The sequence below is a fragment of the Prevotella dentasini JCM 15908 genome (assembly GCF_000614065.1).
GTDB lineage: Bacteria > Bacteroidota > Bacteroidia > Bacteroidales > Bacteroidaceae > Prevotella > Prevotella dentasini.
Genome location: NZ_BAKG01000003.1, coordinates 85,855 through 103,801, shown reverse-complemented (window position 1 = coordinate 103,801; position 17,947 = coordinate 85,855). Strand labels below are relative to the sequence as shown.

The 17,947-nt window shown below is 50.0% G+C and carries 9 protein-coding genes and 6 pseudogenes; 6 read left to right on the top strand and 9 right to left on the bottom strand.

Translation table 11 applies throughout. The features are described from left to right. Window positions 1–104: 104 nt before the first annotated feature. The 4 genes and pseudogenes from JCM15908_RS02290 to JCM15908_RS11745 form a co-directional block, all read right to left on the bottom strand. A complete protein-coding gene (locus tag JCM15908_RS02290) occupies window positions 105–1,085 on the bottom strand; it encodes an MlaD family protein (protein WP_025002112.1) in 981 nt (326 codons plus the stop codon). Then, window positions 1,082–2,369, bottom strand: a pseudogene (locus tag JCM15908_RS11750) (N-acetylmuramoyl-L-alanine amidase). Before JCM15908_RS11750 ends, JCM15908_RS02290 begins: the two are co-directional and overlap by 4 nt. A 51-nt stretch (window positions 2,370–2,420) precedes the next feature. Continuing rightward, window positions 2,421–2,804 carry a dihydroneopterin aldolase gene (gene folB / locus JCM15908_RS02280; protein WP_025002111.1) on the bottom strand — a complete coding sequence of 128 codons (384 nt, stop codon included), beginning with the start codon at window positions 2,802–2,804 and terminating at the stop codon, window positions 2,421–2,423. A 1-nt stretch (window position 2,805) separates the two neighbouring features. Further along, a pseudogene (locus JCM15908_RS11745) lies at window positions 2,806–5,403 on the bottom strand (adenosylcobalamin-dependent ribonucleoside-diphosphate reductase). 93 nt (window positions 5,404–5,496) lie between these two features. On the opposite strand from JCM15908_RS11745, the gene JCM15908_RS02255 reads away from it, so the two are divergent. Next, window positions 5,497–6,237 carry a nitroreductase family protein gene (locus JCM15908_RS02255; RefSeq protein WP_025002106.1) on the top strand — a complete coding sequence of 247 codons (741 nt, stop codon included), beginning with the start codon at window positions 5,497–5,499 and terminating at the stop codon, window positions 6,235–6,237. A gap of 471 nt (window positions 6,238–6,708) precedes the next feature. Here JCM15908_RS02255 and JCM15908_RS11740 read toward each other — a convergent pair. Continuing rightward, a pseudogene (locus JCM15908_RS11740) lies at window positions 6,709–9,207 on the bottom strand (YfhO family protein). A gap of 98 nt (window positions 9,208–9,305) precedes the next feature. On the opposite strand from JCM15908_RS11740, the pseudogene JCM15908_RS11735 reads away from it, so the two are divergent. Together JCM15908_RS11735 and JCM15908_RS02240 are read left to right on the top strand one after the other, a co-directional pair. Further along, window positions 9,306–10,012, top strand: a pseudogene (locus JCM15908_RS11735) (5'-methylthioadenosine/adenosylhomocysteine nucleosidase). A 60-nt stretch (window positions 10,013–10,072) separates the two neighbouring features. Beyond that, window positions 10,073–10,552, top strand: coding sequence for an S-ribosylhomocysteine lyase (locus tag JCM15908_RS02240; RefSeq protein WP_025002105.1), 480 nt, complete (start codon window positions 10,073–10,075; stop codon window positions 10,550–10,552). An 883-nt stretch (window positions 10,553–11,435) separates the two neighbouring features. Here JCM15908_RS02240 and JCM15908_RS02235 read toward each other — a convergent pair. The 3 genes from JCM15908_RS02235 to JCM15908_RS02225 all read right to left on the bottom strand — a co-directional run bounded on the left by JCM15908_RS02235 (window position 11,436) and on the right by JCM15908_RS02225 (window position 13,267). Continuing rightward, window positions 11,436–12,137: a porin family protein gene (locus tag JCM15908_RS02235; RefSeq protein ID WP_025002104.1), complete on the bottom strand. Its 702-nt coding sequence runs from the start codon at window positions 12,135–12,137 to the stop codon at window positions 11,436–11,438. Between the two features lie 222 nt (window positions 12,138–12,359). Further along, window positions 12,360–12,737 (bottom strand): hypothetical protein, encoded by a 378-nt coding sequence (locus JCM15908_RS02230; protein ID WP_025002103.1) that lies wholly within the window; start codon window positions 12,735–12,737, stop codon window positions 12,360–12,362. After that, window positions 12,734–13,267 carry a hypothetical protein gene (locus tag JCM15908_RS02225; protein ID WP_148295492.1) on the bottom strand — a complete coding sequence of 178 codons (534 nt, stop codon included), beginning with the start codon at window positions 13,265–13,267 and terminating at the stop codon, window positions 12,734–12,736. The genes JCM15908_RS02230 and JCM15908_RS02225 overlap by 4 nt, the downstream gene beginning before the upstream one ends. A 630-nt stretch (window positions 13,268–13,897) precedes the next feature. Between JCM15908_RS02225 and JCM15908_RS02220 the strand changes: the two genes are divergently transcribed. After that, window positions 13,898–14,857 carry an SPFH domain-containing protein gene (locus JCM15908_RS02220; protein ID WP_025002101.1) on the top strand — a complete coding sequence of 320 codons (960 nt, stop codon included), beginning with the start codon at window positions 13,898–13,900 and terminating at the stop codon, window positions 14,855–14,857. Window positions 14,858–14,895: 38 nt separating this feature from the next. Further along, window positions 14,896–15,114: a type II toxin-antitoxin system antitoxin gene (locus JCM15908_RS02215; RefSeq protein ID WP_025002100.1), complete on the top strand. Its 219-nt coding sequence runs from the start codon at window positions 14,896–14,898 to the stop codon at window positions 15,112–15,114. Window positions 15,115–15,565: 451 nt separating this feature from the next. Here JCM15908_RS02215 and typA read toward each other — a convergent pair. Next, window positions 15,566–17,367: pseudogene (gene typA / locus JCM15908_RS11730) on the bottom strand (translational GTPase TypA). A gap of 203 nt (window positions 17,368–17,570) precedes the next feature. Here typA and rpsO point away from each other — a divergent pair. After that, a pseudogene (rpsO, locus tag JCM15908_RS02205) lies at window positions 17,571–17,845 on the top strand (30S ribosomal protein S15). Window positions 17,846–17,947: the final 102 nt, after the last annotated feature.

Below are 17,947 nucleotides of genomic sequence, written 5' to 3'. Positions count from 1 at the left end.
ATCCTTTATGGGGAGGCAAACGGCTTGATTCTCAAAGCCGTTATGCCTTTGACTTAAAGTGTGGAACTTTAGTTGAGCTATTTAGACTACTTCTAAATTACCCGCTACTTGTCCTTCCGTCCAAAGATAGAGAAGTGCACGTAACGCTTCGGGTGCGCTTTCAGATTGACAAGCAGGCTGTCAGCATCGCGCACAGTATTGGACAGGTGGTGGTAGAGCGAGGGATCGTTCATCAGAAGCCCCATGCTGCCTTCGTTGCTGTTCAGCTTTGCAGTCAGCGTATTGATATGCTCAAGGGCTTGGTTGACCTTGCTCATTGTACCTGCAAGGTCTACTTCGTTCACCTTATTATTTAGATTGTCCATCATTCCACTCGCTCCGCGGATAGCACCACGGGCTTCCGTTATGCCACCATTGGCATTGGCCATCATTCCGCTGGCATTGCCGAGCAGCCCATTGGTACGGGCAATCATACCCGGCAAAGCCCCGTTGACCTGCGCCATGAGCGCATTGAGCTGCCGGGTAGAAGTAGTAAGGTCGGCCGTAATCTTGCTGACGTTGTGCACAGAAGCCTTAACGGCCGGATCAGAGAGGAGCACGTTCACACTGGCAAGGATGCTGTCTATCTTCGGGAGCATCTTCTCAATGGCCGGAACCATCTTCTTTGCCTCACCCAAGGCACCGTCATTGACACGTCCGTCAATCGTTCCGCCGACTGCAAGGTACTCGTTGGTATGGGCAAGGATAAGATTCACCTTCACGTTGCCCATCAGGTCGCTGACGATTTCAGCCGTAGAACCTACCGGAATCTTCATGCTCTCGTCTACATCCACTCCCACCGATATGCCTTTCTCCGGATTGGCGAAGTCGTAGTTGATGCTTTTCACTGCTCCAATCTTATAGCCGTTCGCATAGACAGGACTGGTAATGCTCAGTCCGTCTATATTGTTGAACTTCATTTCGTAGTGTGATTCGGAGGCAAAAAGGTCGAGTCCTTTCAGGAATTGCATCCCGAAAAACAACACGACAATGCCTGCTATTGCCACAAGAGCTATCCTTACTTCAGGAGTAAATAATTTTTTCATTTCGTCTCTGCTTTAGTTTTCTTATTCTTTACGTACTCTGCTATGGCCTCACTGGTGTTTATCCGCCTGCCTTTCTTGAAGGCTACGACAAATGCCTGTGGGAAATCCTTATTCAGTTTATTGCGGAGCCTTACCATTTCGTTATAGTCCTGACTTTCCCCGATGGTATACTTAAACATGTCGCCATCCATAAAATACACCGCGTCCTTGTGTCCCTTGAACTGTTCGCTGCCCGGACGCAGCTGACGGTTAACGGCAAAAATCTGCACCTTGAAGATTGGACTCGGGCGAGACTGCCGCAGCAGATTTCTGCGCCTTGGGCTTCTGTTCTTTCTTTTTGCCGGAAGGCTGTGCCGGAGCAGACTTGGCAGACGCAGCTGTACGCCCGGCAGGCGAACTCACCTTGACGGGTTTCAGGGATTGTCTCGCAGGTGCTGCCACCTCTACCGACGACGGCAGAACACGACCGACCGATATTTGTCGGTTGTTCGCTCCACGATAAGGCAATACAAGATGGTCATCGTACATGTTCTTATATTGTACAAACGCTTCGTAAATGCCACGCGACATGACTTCTACACCCATGTCAGAGTTAAGAAACTGCTCTTCCTCGTCATTGGATATGAAACCCAGCTCTATCAGGCAACTCGGCATGGAAGTCTCACGAAGGACGAGGAAGCCTGCCTGATGGACCCCCTTGTCAGCCCGGTGAGCCGAACCGCAGACCGAACGCTGAATCAATTTAGCAAGCTCTATGCTCTTTGACATGTTCGCATTCTGCATAAACTCAAACATAATATAGCTCTCCGACGACTTCGGGTCAAACCCCTGATAGGTTTGTTGGTAGCCTTTCTCCAACGAAATAACCGAGTTCTCTCGCATGGCCACATCAAGATTGTCCTTCGCACGGTGCATACCGAGCGTATAAACCTGAAATCCCGCAACGCTCGAATGACCTGCAGGAACAGAGTTTGTATGCACGGAAATAAAGAGATCAGCCTTTGCCCGGTTTGCTATTCCGGCACGCTCATGCAACGGAATGAACACATCCGTCCTTCGCGTATATATCACCCGAACTTCCGGCAGATTTTGTTCGACATACCGCCCGAAAGCCAAAGCAACCTTGAGATTGATATTTTTCTCTTGCGAAAAGACCCCGACAGCACCCGTATCGTGCCCGCCATGTCCGGCATCTATAACAAGCGTAAACTTCCCCTTGGCACACGAAGGAGCCAAAAGGAAGACAGAACTCAATACAAAGAGGAGGAATATCTTCTTGACCATACGAAACTAATGAGAGACAAAGATACTAATTTTCAGCTTAAAACAGAGGTTCTACTCCTTGGTTTTATCATTTATTAAATGTAATTCCACACTTGCGCCCGTACAGTCTGCGCCCATCGGCGGATTGAGCTTGGTCAACTCAATATCCAAAGCAGAGATTTCCGGAAACGATTCCTCCAGCCTCCGCGCCAGATTGCCTGCCGCGTGCTCCAAGAGACGGCAGGGCTGTGCCATCACTGCCTTGACAACGGCAAACACCTCGGCATAGTTCAGCGTGTCGGCAACGTCGTCCGACTCCATCGCACGCGCAAAGGGGTATCGCAGGCGAAGGTCAACAACGTATTCGTTGCCAACCTTCTGTTCCTGCTCTCCCACACCGATAAAGGCGTGGAAGCGCAGTCCCTTCAGATGAATACAGCTTGACATCACCCGCATACTATCCACATCTCGATGCACCGCAGTTGGTACAGATAAGGCATCCCTCCTGATAGACAAGCGTCTCCTGCCCACAGACAGGACAGGTCTGCCCGCTTGCCTTCGTGCCGTCGGTTACATACTTCTTCAGCGCACGCTCTACACCATTCTTCCATGTGTTGATGCTCTCGGTCTTCAGCTGCAGCGAACCGACGAGCTTAATGACATGGTCGATAGGCATACGGTAGCGCAGCACTCCGGAAATGAGCTTTGCATAGTTCCAATACTCAGGATTGAACTTCTCGGACAACCCTTCGACGGTGGTTTTATATCCGCGCTTGTTCTCGAACTGGAAGTCGTAGCGGTGGGAGCCGTCGGGATTGGAGTTCTTGATAATCTTTCCCTTCGTAACGCTCTTCGGAAGAGCAATGCCCTCCTCGTCGTCCTGAAGACCCGTAAATATCTCGTAGGGATAGCCATCGAGCAGCCCGACGAACGCCACCCACTTGTCCTTGTTGTTCTGGAAACGCACCACGTCGCAGTCAAGTTCCTTCGGACGCACCTCCACCACGTGAGGCGTATGCAGCATAGGTGCTCGTGCTTCTCCTCGGCAGAAGAGAGGTCTTTCTCCTTCTCCTCGTCTTGCTTGCCTTCCTTCTTCTTATCTTTCTTCGAGACCGAAATCATCACACCCGAACGGCTGCCATCACGATAGATGGTACAGCCCTTGCAACCACTCCGCCAAGCCTCGACATAGAGTTTGTTGACCAAAGCCTCATCGACATTGTTCGGCAGATTGACCGTCACGGAGATGGAATGGTCTACCCATTTCTGTATGGCTCCTTGCATGCGCACCTTCATCAGCCAGTCAACGTCGTTGGCTGTGGCTTTATAATAAGGTGAACGCTTGACCAAATCGTCGATTTCCGCCTGCGAATACTTCTTGGTCGTATCAATGCCGTTAATCTTCATCCACTCCAAGAACTTGCGGTGATAGACAATATACTCCTCAAAGGCATCGCCCACCTCGTCGACAAAGTCCACATGCACGTCCTTATCGTTCGGATTCACCTTGCGCCGACGCTTGTAGACAGGCATGAATACTGGCTCAATGCCCGATGTGGTCTGTGTCATCAGCGAGGTTGTACCCGTCGGGGCTATTGTCAGGCAGGCGATATTCCGGCGTCCGTACCTCACCATATCCTCATAGAGCTGAGGGTCGGCCTCCCTGATGCGGTTGACAAACGGATTGTTTTGTTCGCGCTCTGCGTCGTAAACCTCAAATGCCCCACGCTCTTTCGCCATCGTAACCGACGAACGGTAGGCATTGAGGGCCAAGGCCTTGTGCACGCTGACCGAGAAGTCGGTTGCCTCCTGTGTTCCATAACAGAGTCCCATAGCGGCTATCATGTCGCCCTCGGCAGTGATGCCGACTCCTGTACGGCGTCCCATTCCGCTCTTGCGCCGTATCTTTTCCCAAAGGTGATATTCCGCATCCTTGACCTCAGAAGTCTGCGGGTCGCTCTTGATTTTAGCCATGATGAGGTCTATCTTCTCCATTTCGAGGTCGACAATGTCGTCCATCAGCCTCTGCGCAAGGACAACATGCTGTGTGAACTTTTCGAAATCGAAACGGGCATCCTTCGTAAACGGATTGACCACATACGAATAAAGGTTGACGGAAAGCAGGCGGCAGCTGTCATAAGAGCAAAGCGGTATCTCACCGCAAGTTGGTAGAGACGGTCTGGAATCCCAAGTCGGCATAGCAGTCGGGGATGCTCTCGCGTATGATAGTGTCCCAGAAGAGCACGCCCGGCTCTGCACTCTTCCACGCATTGTGAACAATCTTTTCCCAGAGCTTGGCTGCCGATATTTCCTTGCTGAACTCGGGGTTGTCCGAGTTGGTCGGGAAGGTCTGCCGATAGGGCTTGTCGCCGATGGCTGCTTCCATAAACTCGTCGGTTATCTTCACCGAGACGTTGGCACCGGTAACCTTTCCCTCCTCCATCTTTGCATCGATAAAGGCCTCCGAATCGGGATGTTTGATACTGACAGAGAGCATCAGCGCGCCCCGCCGTCCGTCCTGTGCCACCTCGCGCGTACTATTAGAGTAACGCTCCATAAAGGGCACAAGCCCCGTCGAGGTGAGTGCAGAGTTGTTGACCGGCGACCCTTTCGGACGGATGTGGCTGAGGTCATGCCCTACTCCGCCACGCCGTTTCATCAGCTGAACCTGCTCCTCGTCGATGCGCATAATGGCACCATACGAGTCGGCATCACCGTCCAAGCCGATGACAAAGCAGTTGGACAGCGACGCAACCTGATGATTGTTGCCGATTCCCGTCATGGGACTGCCTGCAGGAATAACGTAGCGGAAATGGTCGAGAAGGTCGAACACCTGCTGCGCACTCAACGGGTTGGGATACTTACGCTCTATCCTTGCTATCTCGTTGGCAATGCGCCAGTGCATATCTGCGGGCGATTGCTCGTAGATATTGCCGAAGCTGTCCTTCATTGCATATTTATTGACCCAAACTCTGGCTGCCAATTCGTCGCCGCCAAAGTATTCCAAAGACGCCCTGTAGGCCTCTTCAGACGAAAAAGTCTGACTTTCTTCCATGTTCGTTTAGTAATTTTTGTGAGTGCGAAGTTACGAATTGTTTTCCGAAATCGGAAACAATTACGTAACTTTGTAGCAATAAAATTTCTAAAAATGAACACTATCAATACACGACGGACCATCAGAAAGTACTCTGAGAAAGAAGTTTCAAACACGCTCTTGAAGAGATTGTTGAGCGAATCCGAGCGAACCCCGACCATGGGCAACCTACAGCTCTACTCCGTCATCGTTACACGCGACAAGGAAATGAAACGAAAAATAGCACCGGCACACTTCAACCAACCCATGGTTGCGGGCGCGCCCGTCGTGCTGACCTTCTGTGCCGACTTCCGCCGTACCACCGTCTGGGCCGAGAACCGGAAAGCAACCCCGGGCTACGACAACTTTCTGTCGTTTCTCAATGCGGCTACCGATGCCTTGCTCTACTGCCAGACATTCTGCAATCTTGCCGAGGCGGAAGGTCTCGGCACTTGCTTCCTCGGAACGACCATCTATCAGCCGCAGGCTCTCATCGATGCTTTCCGCCTGCCACGCCTCGTCATGCCCGTAGCGACGATTACCCTTGGATGGCCCGACGAGCAGCCTGCACTCACCGACCGGCTGCCCTTGGAAAGCATTGTCCACGAAGAGACTTATCGGGACTATACGCCTCAGCTCATTGACGAATACTATTCGCCCAAGGAACAGCTTGAGAAGAACCGCCATTTTGTGGAAATCAACAACAAGGAGACGCTTGCGCAGGTCTTCACCGACCTCCGATATACTAAAAAAGACAACGAGGCGATATCTGAAGGGCTGCTTGAAGCACTGAAACGGCAGGGTTTCCTGAAATAGGACTATTCCGCCTTTGCCCCACGGCAAGACCATCTTCGATGCAAGACAGATACCGACGGAAAGACCGGGAGGTAACAACCTGTCTCTCAACCTCATACAAATGGAAAAACGAAAGTACCGCTTTCGCATGGTCAAAGTGCCGTTTTCGCGCTGCGAAAACGGCACTTTCGCTTTGCCTTTATGGCTTACTCGCAACGGCAGCCCGACTATATCGTGGGCTTCGCCTGCTATCCCGGCCTAACTGTCATGGTACTCCCGTACATAGGAGACTGCCATATACATATTAGCAGAAGGCCATCACACATTCCTATCCCGTGACAATGGACAAGAAAAATCCCGTCCGATGCACCGCCATTGCGGACAGCACAATGCTGCGGAAAAACATTTTCTGCAAACGGGAACATTCCTCCCTATAACAGAGAAAGGGACACAAGCCCCTTGCGCCCCTTTCTCTCTTGATATTTCAAGGCTCTACTTGCGTCGCTTCCACTCCAGATAGCCAGCACCGATGATAGACAACAGCAAGATGACGATGGCTATGTAGGCGATGGTCTCGGTCGTCTGGACACTCGACGGATGGAAGTCAAGCACCACCTTGTGCTGTCCTGCCTTCACGTTGAGCGCGCGGAGAATGTAGTTGACACGCCCTATCACCACAGGATTTCCGTCTACCGTTGCCGTCCATCCGGGATAATAGATTTCGGAGAAGGCCACGATGCCGCCGTTCTTCGAGCCGACGGCGTACTCCAAATGGTTCGGGGCATAGCTTTCGAGCTTCACGGTGGCAGTGGAATCGTTCGCCCTTGCCCCTCCGAGCACGCTCTTAAAGCGTTGGTCAGCGACTGCCTCATGGCGCACGTCTATCCTGCCTACACCGGCATATTCCGCATTGGCATCGGCCACATAGTCAATCTTGTCCACAAACCATCCGTTGCCCTGTGCGTGAATGTTCGTCAATGGTACTGTAGTGCCGTCCTGCATCGGGAGGATAAAGTACTTGGCGTTGAGCATATTCAGTACAGGGAAGGTCTTGTATCCCTGAATCTCGGCCATGTTTCCTCCCTTGGCGGAAATCTCGCGCATGGCAGCCTGCATCTCGGGAGCGATATACTTGTCTATCATCTCCTGATAGCGGCGGAGCTTTGCAGGGTGATAGCCACCGATACTCTTATGGAAGTAGGAGGTAGTATTGTCGTTGAAGGTACTCGTAGAGAAGTTCAGCACACGATAGCCGAGGCTCTTATCGTTCAAAATCTGGCTGTCAGCAGCCGTCGCCTGCTGCGGCATTTCGCGCTCGCTCTTCGGCACAAACATGCCGTCGTTGAGATAACGCTTGTCCACCTGCCACAGGTCAACCAGACAAAGCACGGCCAGCACCACTATCATATAGTTGGCACGGAGCTTCCCGTACCTGTAAAGAATCAGGCTGCAAAGCCTATAAGGATAATGGCCACCGAACGCCAAGCGTCCGCGCTGACCATGGCCTCGCGCATCGAGGCGATGTTGGCGAGAATCATGCTCTGAGTTGACGAGTCCATTCCCTGAATACCGGCTATCATCTGCGTTTCCTGCGCATTGACAAACGGACCATCATGCCCGGCATCAGGGCTATCAGGGCAGCCACACCTGCCGTCAGGGCAAGGCTGATGTAGACAAATTTCATGTTCTTACGGAGCACATCGGGCTCATCCACAATGCGTTTCAGGGCCAAGGCGGCCAAAAGCGGTATGGTGAACTCGGCTATGACGAGGATGCTCGCCACCGTTCGGAACTTGGCATACATCGGTATGTAGTCGAGAAAGAAGTCGGTGAAGCCCATGAAGTTCTTACCCCAAGCCAACAGGACGGAAAGGACGGTAGCTCCGAGCAGTGCCCATTTCATGGGGCCTCTGACGAGGAAGAGGCTGAGAACGAAGAGGAAGATGACAAACGCACCCACATAGACAGGGCCGCTCGTACCGGGCTGTGTGCCGAAATACTGTGGGAAGGCATCGTAAATCTGCGGCAGCATAGACTGAATCTGTCCGTCGGCCTTTGCCATAGCATGCTCGTTCTGACTCAATGGTACACTTGCACCACCCTTGGCATCGGGTACGAGGAGCGTCATGGTTTCGTCTATGCCGTAGCTCCACTGCGTAATGTAGTCGCGGTCAAGCCCGGAACTGGTCTGGTTGGCACTATTCGCCTTCGTCAGCTCGCTCTTTCCGCGCATGCTCTCCTTCTGATACTCCCACGTATGGTACAGATTCGAGATGTTAATGGCTATTCCTATGGCTGCCGCGACGGCCAATGTGCCGATGCCTTGAGGAATCCGGAGAGCTGTTTCTCCCGAATGGCCTTCACAAGGTAGGCAATGACCATGAAAAGAACTATGAACAGATAGTAGTAAGTCATCTGCACATGGTTCGCCTTCACCTCAAACGCCGTGAAGAGAGCCGTAACGATAAAGCCGGAAAGATATTTCCCGCGATACGCGAGCACGATACCGGCTATCATCGGGGGCAGATAGGCCAACGCCATCACCTTCCAGAGGTGTCCGGCAGCAATAATGATGAGGAAATAGGAAGAGAACGCCCAGAGGATACTGCCCAATGCGGCCAACGACTGGCGGAAATCGAAGGCACGGAGCAGGATGTAGAAGCCCAGAAGATAGGCAAAGAGGAACCACACATAGTCGGGAAGCCACAGGTGGTAGGCACTCATCACCTGCGACAGACCGTCGGTAGAGCTATACGACGGGGCGAGCTGATAGGTCGGCATACCGCCGAAGACGGCATTGGTCCAACGGGAAGTCTCGCCCGTTGCCTCCTGATAGTCTTTCAGTTCCTTGCCCAAGCCAACACTGGCAGCCGCATCGTGCTGGAAGAGAATCTTTCCCTGCGTTACGGGCACGAAGAAATAGGCAAAGGAGATTGCTGCAAAAAGCACTACAACGAGCACATCAGGCAGCCACTTCTTCAAAGTATTCATATATTCTTGTCTGTTTGTTATTTGATAAGATGCTTGCAAAGATACAAAAAACTCGTTAGTTACAGCCCCGTCCGTCAACTTTTTCGTATCTTTGCACTATGAAAATAGGAATTATAGTAGCAATGGACAAGGAGTTTGCCCAGCTCAAATCCATTCTTGACAAGGCGACAACGGAACGCCATCATCATAAAGACTTCGTTGTAGGAGAGGTCGGAGGCAAGGAGGTAGTACTACAGAAGTGCGGCATCGGCAAGGTAAATTCCGCTGTAGGAGCCGTTGAGCTTATCAGCAACTACCATCCCGACCTGATAGTATCAAGTGGCTGCGCCGGTGGTGCCGACACATCGCTCAACGTGCTCGACGTAGTTGTCGCCTCGGAATGTGTCTACCACGATGCCTATTGTGGCGACGAGGTGGAGTTCGGACAGATTATCGGCATGCGGCCCGGTTCAGGACGCAGCAGGAATACATTGACAAGGCACTGTCGCTGAACGACCTGCAATGGGAGGGAAAGACCACCGTGCGTGCCGGACTGACCGTCAGCGGTGAATGGTTCGTGAACAGCCGCGAGAAAATGCAGTCCATCCTCAACCGCTTCCCCACGGCCACGGCCGTTGATATGGAGAGCTGCTCCATCGCACAGGTATGCCATATCTACGACGTTCCCTTCGTTTCGTTCCGCGTCATCAGCGACGTGCCCCTCAAAGACAGCAATGCCAGCCAGTACTTTGACTTCTGGAGCCGGATTGCCGAGGGCAGTTTTGAGGTAACAAAGCACTTTATTGAGGCAATTCCCAATTCATGATGTATCACTCATAATTGCGTCAGCAATAAACTCCTAATCCAAACTTCAACATTCAAGACTATGGATAAAATCCCCTCCTTCACCATCAACCACGAGCTGTTACTCCGTGGCATCTATGTCAGCCGCAAGGATGCGGTCGGCAATGAGACCGTAACGACATTCGACATACGAATGAAAGAACCCAACCGCGAGCCGGCCCTGCACGTAGGTGCGCTTCATACCATCGAGCATCTTGCCGCCACCTACCTGCGCAACGACCCGGAATGGAAAGACCGCATCGTCTACTGGGGGCCGATGGGATGCCTGACGGGCAACTACCTTCTGCTGCGTGGCGACTATGAATCGAAGGACATCGTAGAATTGATGCGCCGTACATTCCGCTTCATTGCCGACTATAAGGGCGACATTCCCGGCGCGGCACCACGCGACTGCGGCAACTACCTGCTGCAAGACCTGCCCATGGCAAAGTGGGAAGCACGAAAGTTTCTTGCGGAAGTGCTGGACAATATACGGGAAGAGAACCTGAACTATCCCCAATAAGAGACGGGGAAGGACAACAAACCATCTCGCCCAGCCACCGACATTCGCATGGCCGGTTATTCGGTACATGCTCCTCTATATCGAAGTCTTTGTACCGATTATTCACGAGTACGATTAAAAAAGGCCGGGTGATATATTTCTGTGCGTCGTCCTGACAGATTTGATAAGTCAGGGCCAAAGTATTGCTGCCCTTTTTCTTCATTGACAAGAGCCTTATCTCCGTAGAGCGGAATGTCTCGGGGAGTACCTTCACGATGGCGAACTGCTTGGAGAAATCTATCCGTGTGGTCCCGCCACCTTTTCCCATGAAAGCCGCCATGCCAAAATGGCGGTCGAACTCTTGCTGCGAAGTGATTTTCTCACTGGCAGGAGTCGGTGTTTCGCCGTTGCAGAAATAGTTTTCCGCTACCGTGAAGGAGACATCCTCCCCCGTCCTGCAAGCCGTCAGCACCAACAGGACAACACACGATAAAAATATCAACTTCTTCATCTTGCCATATAATTTCGTTCGTTTTGACAGCGATATATAAGTCTAAGCCTATAGCAAAGCCATCCGCCTAACAAGCGGACAGGACACGGTCTGTACCGTAATAAATATTTACTAAACAAATTCCGAAACACTTCTGCCCGACGATAGTACACCATCCGCCACAGTCAGCTAACACCTTGGCTCACAAGACATTACTTTTCAATCCATTCAAAATGCCACTTCCACATTGCGGAAGTGGCATTTTGAGGATGCGAAAACAACACTTTCGCAGCATGAAAACATCACTCTGACCTTATCATCTTGCCCCTCCCCTTCCGTCAATGCGAATTTTATTTACAATCGGAGACAAGGGGGAGCAAATTCGTTAGAACAGAAAAGCACACCTACCGACCGTTACAAATCGAACTTATAGCCAAGGGTGAACAAAAAAGAACGGTTCTTAGACGAGCCAAAACCATATTTATATATCTTGGTCAGGCCGACATTATAGCGTGCATCCAAAACCACGTGCTGATACTCGTAGCTGATGCCCAACGGGATTGCAATGTCAAACTTCCTCAGAGAATGTGTACCCGTCGTCTCCCACGCATCGTTTTGCCCGTACGTTCGTGCCCCGGTATCGGTGTCAATGGTGAAGTCCTGATTCTCACTGTGCATTTTTGCGCCAATCAGGAAACGGGGCAGGACACCCGCCTTGATGGCAAAGCCTTTCGCAAGATAAATATTCTCCATGATGGGTATCTCAATATAGTCCAAGCTGATGTAGGTGTCGTGGAAGACAGTACCCTTGTTGGCATCCGTCATAACCATAGCATCCTCATATCCGCAGCCCAACCGCGAATAGGCGACACCGGCAGACAAGGCCGACCCGACGGTCATCTGATAGACAACATCCGCGCCCCCGGAGAATCCCGAGGCATATTTGCTTGACATAGGGTTATCGCTGCTTGAGCCGCCTATAAAGATTCCATCAGGAGTCAATGTCGAAACCGATGCCCCGATATGCGGAACAACCGACCATGTTCCCAACTCTGCCTGTGCGCTTGCACCCAATACAGCTGTCAATACGGAAAAAATAGCAATAAGACGCTTCATAATTTATAATGTTGTTTTCTTATAAAACGCCATGCGAAAAGGATTATTATATCAAGGAGGAAGATTTTCCCTGATGGTCTGCTTGAAAACAAATACACAAGTGTCTGTCCCTACGACTACGGATGGCTCCTGCATCCTCCCGAATCATTCCCCAAAACAGCAAGCCACAGCAACAATGTCTCCAATGATTGCACCTAACATAAGTTTCCGTCTTTTGACATTTTATCTTACAACATCTATCTCCTCGTGCGGAAGCTCCATACTCCCCAGTCGGACTCCATCTGTAGAATAAGCGTGCAGAGAAGGATGAATGAAGTTCCTAACAGCGAAATCAGCATCCTCGGGTGCGGGAAGGTCTTCATGCGACAGCTTTACCGTAGTTGTCAGAACCATCCTCCTTGCAAATTCTTGCTCCGCAGCGGGAAGGCTTTTGTCGTCCATACCCATGAAGCCTACAAACTTCTCCTTTAGCACAGTATGCCTGTTCGTTACAGGGTTGATAATGACGGTTAAGAAACCGGGATGTGGAGTATAAAGAACAGTCCTTCCTGCTATCACGACAACAGGGCTTGCCTTTTTCTTATGAATTGCACCCTTCACCCTGTTAGGGTAATATAAGGTTCGTCTTCTGTCTGTATATCATAATTCCAATGCACTTCATCAACCTGCATCTCCGTATATGCACCTATATGGTGTGAGAAAATCTTACTGAGTTTCCTTGCCGACTTATCATACATCCAAATATTATAGAAGTCACAGGTCTCATCCTCGGAATCAGCAATAGGCTGAACAAAGAAATAGAATGTTCCAAAATCATGGACGCCGTTGGCAAGGCAGCTTTGCTGGAGATAGGCCTGCTTTCGGGATGCTTCCAACTGGCCATACGGAATGGTGTCCTGCCCAAGATAGGCTGCGGGGTAGGCATCATCAGGCAAGCCACATGAATGAAAAACAGACAGAGGGTCAGCCCCTGCGGTTGTCTCATTGTTTTTCGCCTCCTGCCGATTCTCCTTGTCAGGAGATTGCGCACGCATGCAAGATGTTAAAGTCAGCATAACCGCCATCAGTACAACGATCTTCCTAATATTCAGCAATAGAGGTAAGGACATATAAGTATTCTCTTTTTCCATCAGAAGTCTGGTCTTATAGTTTATCATTCATGTTGTCAAGTATGCCATGGGGACATCTGACAATGTAGCCCATGGAAATCCTTATACCTTAATTCAACCACAAAGGTAGTAAAAAGAATGATACGAAATACGATTTGTGCATAAAATTATTCTGACTGGGTATTACAAAGAGCGTTATACACAAAGGAGGCAATCCAAATAAACAGGGCAGACTTCTCCTGATAAAAAATCTATCTTCCAGTCTGGCTGACAGGAGTTTGCTGTCAACCCGTCAACGTTTTTAACATTTCTCCCATTGATAATCAAAGTATTACGCAACTTGACAGAATGACAGAAAAAACAAAAAAACTTTTTAGCTGTTCCGTAGGTTGAAAGCATGGGTAAATAAATAGAGGAAACACAAGGAAGAAACACCCGGAACGGATAACCTAAATTGACAGGACATGGGGATAACATCCATGCTCTCTGATAAAGCATGAGAAACGAAAAGATATAGAACATCTGCTTTAGAGCCCATCTGTTAATCAATACTAAAAACACAAACAAACCTATCACAAATATAAAACAAAAAGCATATCTTTGCAATATCATTTTAATATCACAACGTATTAACTTAAAACAAATAGAAATATGGAAACGAAAGAATGTTCATTCTCAGGAGTTGTAATCAATGGCTTTGTCATGCTGATTCTTGACATTATCATGCTTTTGGCAGCTGGCTATCTTGCGGTTATCGGCATTGTCAAACTTGACAACTATGACTATTCGGGTACCTACATGCTGATTGGAGGAATCCTCTTAGGCCTTTTGGGAATACTGACATGGCGTGGCTTCGTGAAGATTGAACCCAACGAAGCGTGCGTGATGATGTTCTTCGGACAATATAAAGGAACATTCACCAAAGTGGGATTCAACTGGGTAAATCCTTTCATCGTAACCAAACGCCTCTCTTTCCGCGCTCGCAACATCGACGCAGAGCCAATCAAGGTGAACGACAAGATGGGCAATCCTGTCATGATTGGCATGGTGTTGGTATGGAAGCTGAAAGACACTTACAAGGCTATTTTCGAGATAGACTCCGAGACGATGGCAGGCGGAGCGGTAACTACCAACAAGGTAAACGACCTGATGAGGGCTTTTGAGCGTTTTGTCAAGATTCAGGGCGACGCCGCCTTGCGCCAAGTTGCCGGGCTGTACGCTTACGACAACAACGAGGACGAAAATGAATCCCAAACACTCCGTGACAACAGCGAAGAAATCAACAAACTACTCGAAACTACGCTTGACGAGCGTCTCGACATGGCAGGCATAGAGATTGTCGAAGCGAGAATCAACTATCTGGCATACGCTCCCGAGATAGCCGCCGTGATGCTTCGCCGTCAGCAAGCAAGTGCCATTATATCCGCACGCGAGCGAATTGTGGAAGGAGCTGTCTCAATGGTAGACATGGCACTGAAGAAACTGAGTGAAGACAACATCATAGAATTGGACGAGGACAAAAAGGCAACTATGGTCAGCAACCTGATGGTGGTTCTGTGTAGCGAGAACGGCACGCAGCCGGTAGTCAATACGGGCACGTTGAACATGTAACACTATTTCGCAACAGTCTTTTGTATTAAAGGGTTAGCATGGCTAAAAAAGAGAGCAAGACAAAGAGCTTCGTCCTACGGGTAGATGCCGATGTCATGGCAGCCATAGAGAAATGGGCTGCTGACGAGTTTCGGTCTACCAACGGGCAACTGCAATGGATTATCACCGAAGCACTGAACAAGGCTCGCCGACTGCCCAAGAAAAGGATAAGAACAAACACGGAAGCACCAGAAGATAGTCAGACAGATGTGAAATAAAAGCAAGAATATGGGAAATATACGCTTGAACAGGACGAAACAAGCATGTCCTTTCCTACAAGAGTTAGCAGGCAGCTGCCTTTGATAGGCTATACGCTACGAAAGTGTGCCATTGTGCTTGCCGTCATTTTGTTCCTCACTGGATTTGAACCATTTTTTCCTCGCGATATTATAACATTTCTAAACACGCTGCCCACTGCCCTAATCACAGGCATCCTTGTCTATTTAATATCAAGCAAAGAATTTAAGAAATAAGAAAGGATACAGATAACGACAAACAAAGAAGGACAAAGTCTTGAGACTTTGTCCTTCGTGTTTTGATGATATGAAATGAGTTTTACTAAGCAAACTGAAAAACGAAGCCATCTGCCTGTCCAAAACTCATGGATACTTGGAGATGGATGCACTGCTATGCCGGAACCACCTCCCGACTTACAATTCAGGATAAGACTTACTCCTTATTCTCTCGCTTGCGCTCCAAGTGGTCGAGTGTAATCTTACGCATACGAATGTTTTCCGGCGTTACCTCAACATACTCGTCTACCTTGATATATTCCAGACATTCCTCAAGGCTCATCTCCGTCTTGGGGATAACACGCGCCTTCTCGTCGGAACCTGACGCGCGGACATTGGTCAGCTGCTTAGCCTTGGTAACGTTGATGACAAGGTCGTTATCGTGAACATGCTCACCGACAACCTGCCCACCGTACACCTCTTCTCCAGCATCAATAAAAAACTTACCGCGGTCTTGCAGCTTGTCAATGGCATAGGCGTAGGCCGTACCTGCCTCCAAGGCAAGCATGGATCCATTGGTGCGACGAACAATATCGCCCTTGTACGGCTGATAGTTCTTGTAGCGGTGTGCCATAATCGCCTCACCCTGACTAGCAGTAAGCACATTGGTACGCAGGCCGATAATACCACGCGAAGGTATCTCGAAAGTGATGTTGACACGTTCGCCCTCAGCATCCATACCGAGCAACTCTCCCTTACGACGGGTAACCATATCAATCATCTTGCTGGAGAAGTCGGTCGGAACATTAATGGTCAGCTCCTCAATAGGCTCGCACCTTTGTCCGTCTATTTCCTTGTAAATTACCTGCGGCTGTCCAACCTGAAGCTCGTAGCCCTCGCGGCGCATTGTCTCTATCAGTACCGACAGGTGGAGCACACCACGGCCGCTGACAATCCACTTGTCCATAGAGCCTTCCACCTGACGGACTCGCAAAGCGAGATTTTTCTCCAGCTCCCTTGCCAACCGCTCACTGATGTGCCGCGAAGTACAGAACTTACCCTCGCGCCCGAAGAACGGCGAATCGTTGATGGTGAAAAGCATGCTCATGGTCGGTTCGTCAACGGCAATAGGCGGCAATGGCTCGGGATGCTCAAAGTCGGCAATCGTGTCGCCAATCTCGAAACGCTCCAACCCGATAACGGCACAGATGTCGCCAGAGTCTACATGGTCGGTCTTCTTGTGTCCCATTCCCTCGAACGTGTGCAATTCCTTAATCCTTGTGCGTTCATGGCTGCCGTCGCGATGGCAGATGGTGATATTCTGACCGTCTTTCAGTGTCCCGCGATGCACGCGCCTACGGCTATTCGCCCCGTGTAGCTTGAATAGTCGAGCGAAGTTATGAGCATCTGAGGTGTTCCCTCCAACTGCTTCGGTGCAGGTATCACCTTAACTATAAGGTCGAGAAGATAGTCAATGTTGTCGGTAGCCGCCTTCCACGACGAACTCATCCAGCCGTTCTTGGCAGAACCATAGACGACTGGGAAATCCAACTGGTCCTCGGTCGCATTGAGGTCGCACATCAGGTCGAACACCATTTCGTAGACCTCTTCGGGGCGGCAGTTGGGTTTGTCTACCTTATTCACGACAACTACGGGCTTCAATCCCAGCTGCAAGGCCTTCTGGAGCACGAAGCGCGTCTGCGGCATCGGCCCCTCAAAAGCGTCGACAAGCAGCAGACAGCCGTCCGCCATATTGAGCACGCGCTCCACCTCGCCACCGAAATCGGAGTGTCCCGGTGTATCGAGAATATTAATCTTTACTCCTTTCCAATTGATACTTACGTTCTTACTAAGAATTGTTATCCCTCTCTCGCGCTCCAAGTCGTTGGAGTCGAGTACTTCCCCACTGTTGTCTTGTCCGTCACGGAACAGTTTGCCAGCGAGCATCATCTTGTCTACCAAGGTCGTTTTACCGTGGTCAACGTGCGCAATAACTGCGATGTTACGAATATCTTGCATGAATTATACTTAAAAGTCTTTCTAAAATCAGGTGCAAAATTACAAATAATATTCGGAAAAGGCTTGTGGTTCAGATAAAAAGTTGTAACTTTGCACCGCATTTTCGGACAATCCGATACATTCGATGTTGCAACCTGTTGTGATTAAGGCAGGTAGGGCGACGGAAGGATGTAATTGCACAAAACATTAATCAACTTAGAATTATGTATTTAAGCAAGGAAAAGAAGACAGAGATTTTCTCACAGTATGGCAAGGAACAGAGCACAACCGACACTGGTTCGGCTGAAAGCCAGATTGCACTCTTCACCTACCGCATCAAGCACCTCACCGAGCACGTAAAGCAGCACCGCAAGGACTTCGTTACTACCCGCTCGCTGACGCAGCTCGTAGGTAAGCGTCGTGCGCTCCTCGACTATCTCTACAGAATCGACATTGAACGTTACCGTGCCATCATCAAGCTCTCGGCCTCCGCAAGTAAGACCTGTCTTGACAGAAATAAAGTCCCCACAGCCATTTGGCCGTGGGGACTTTTCGTATGGCCTGATGCCATCCTACTATAAAAAAGCAGGGCTTAACAGGC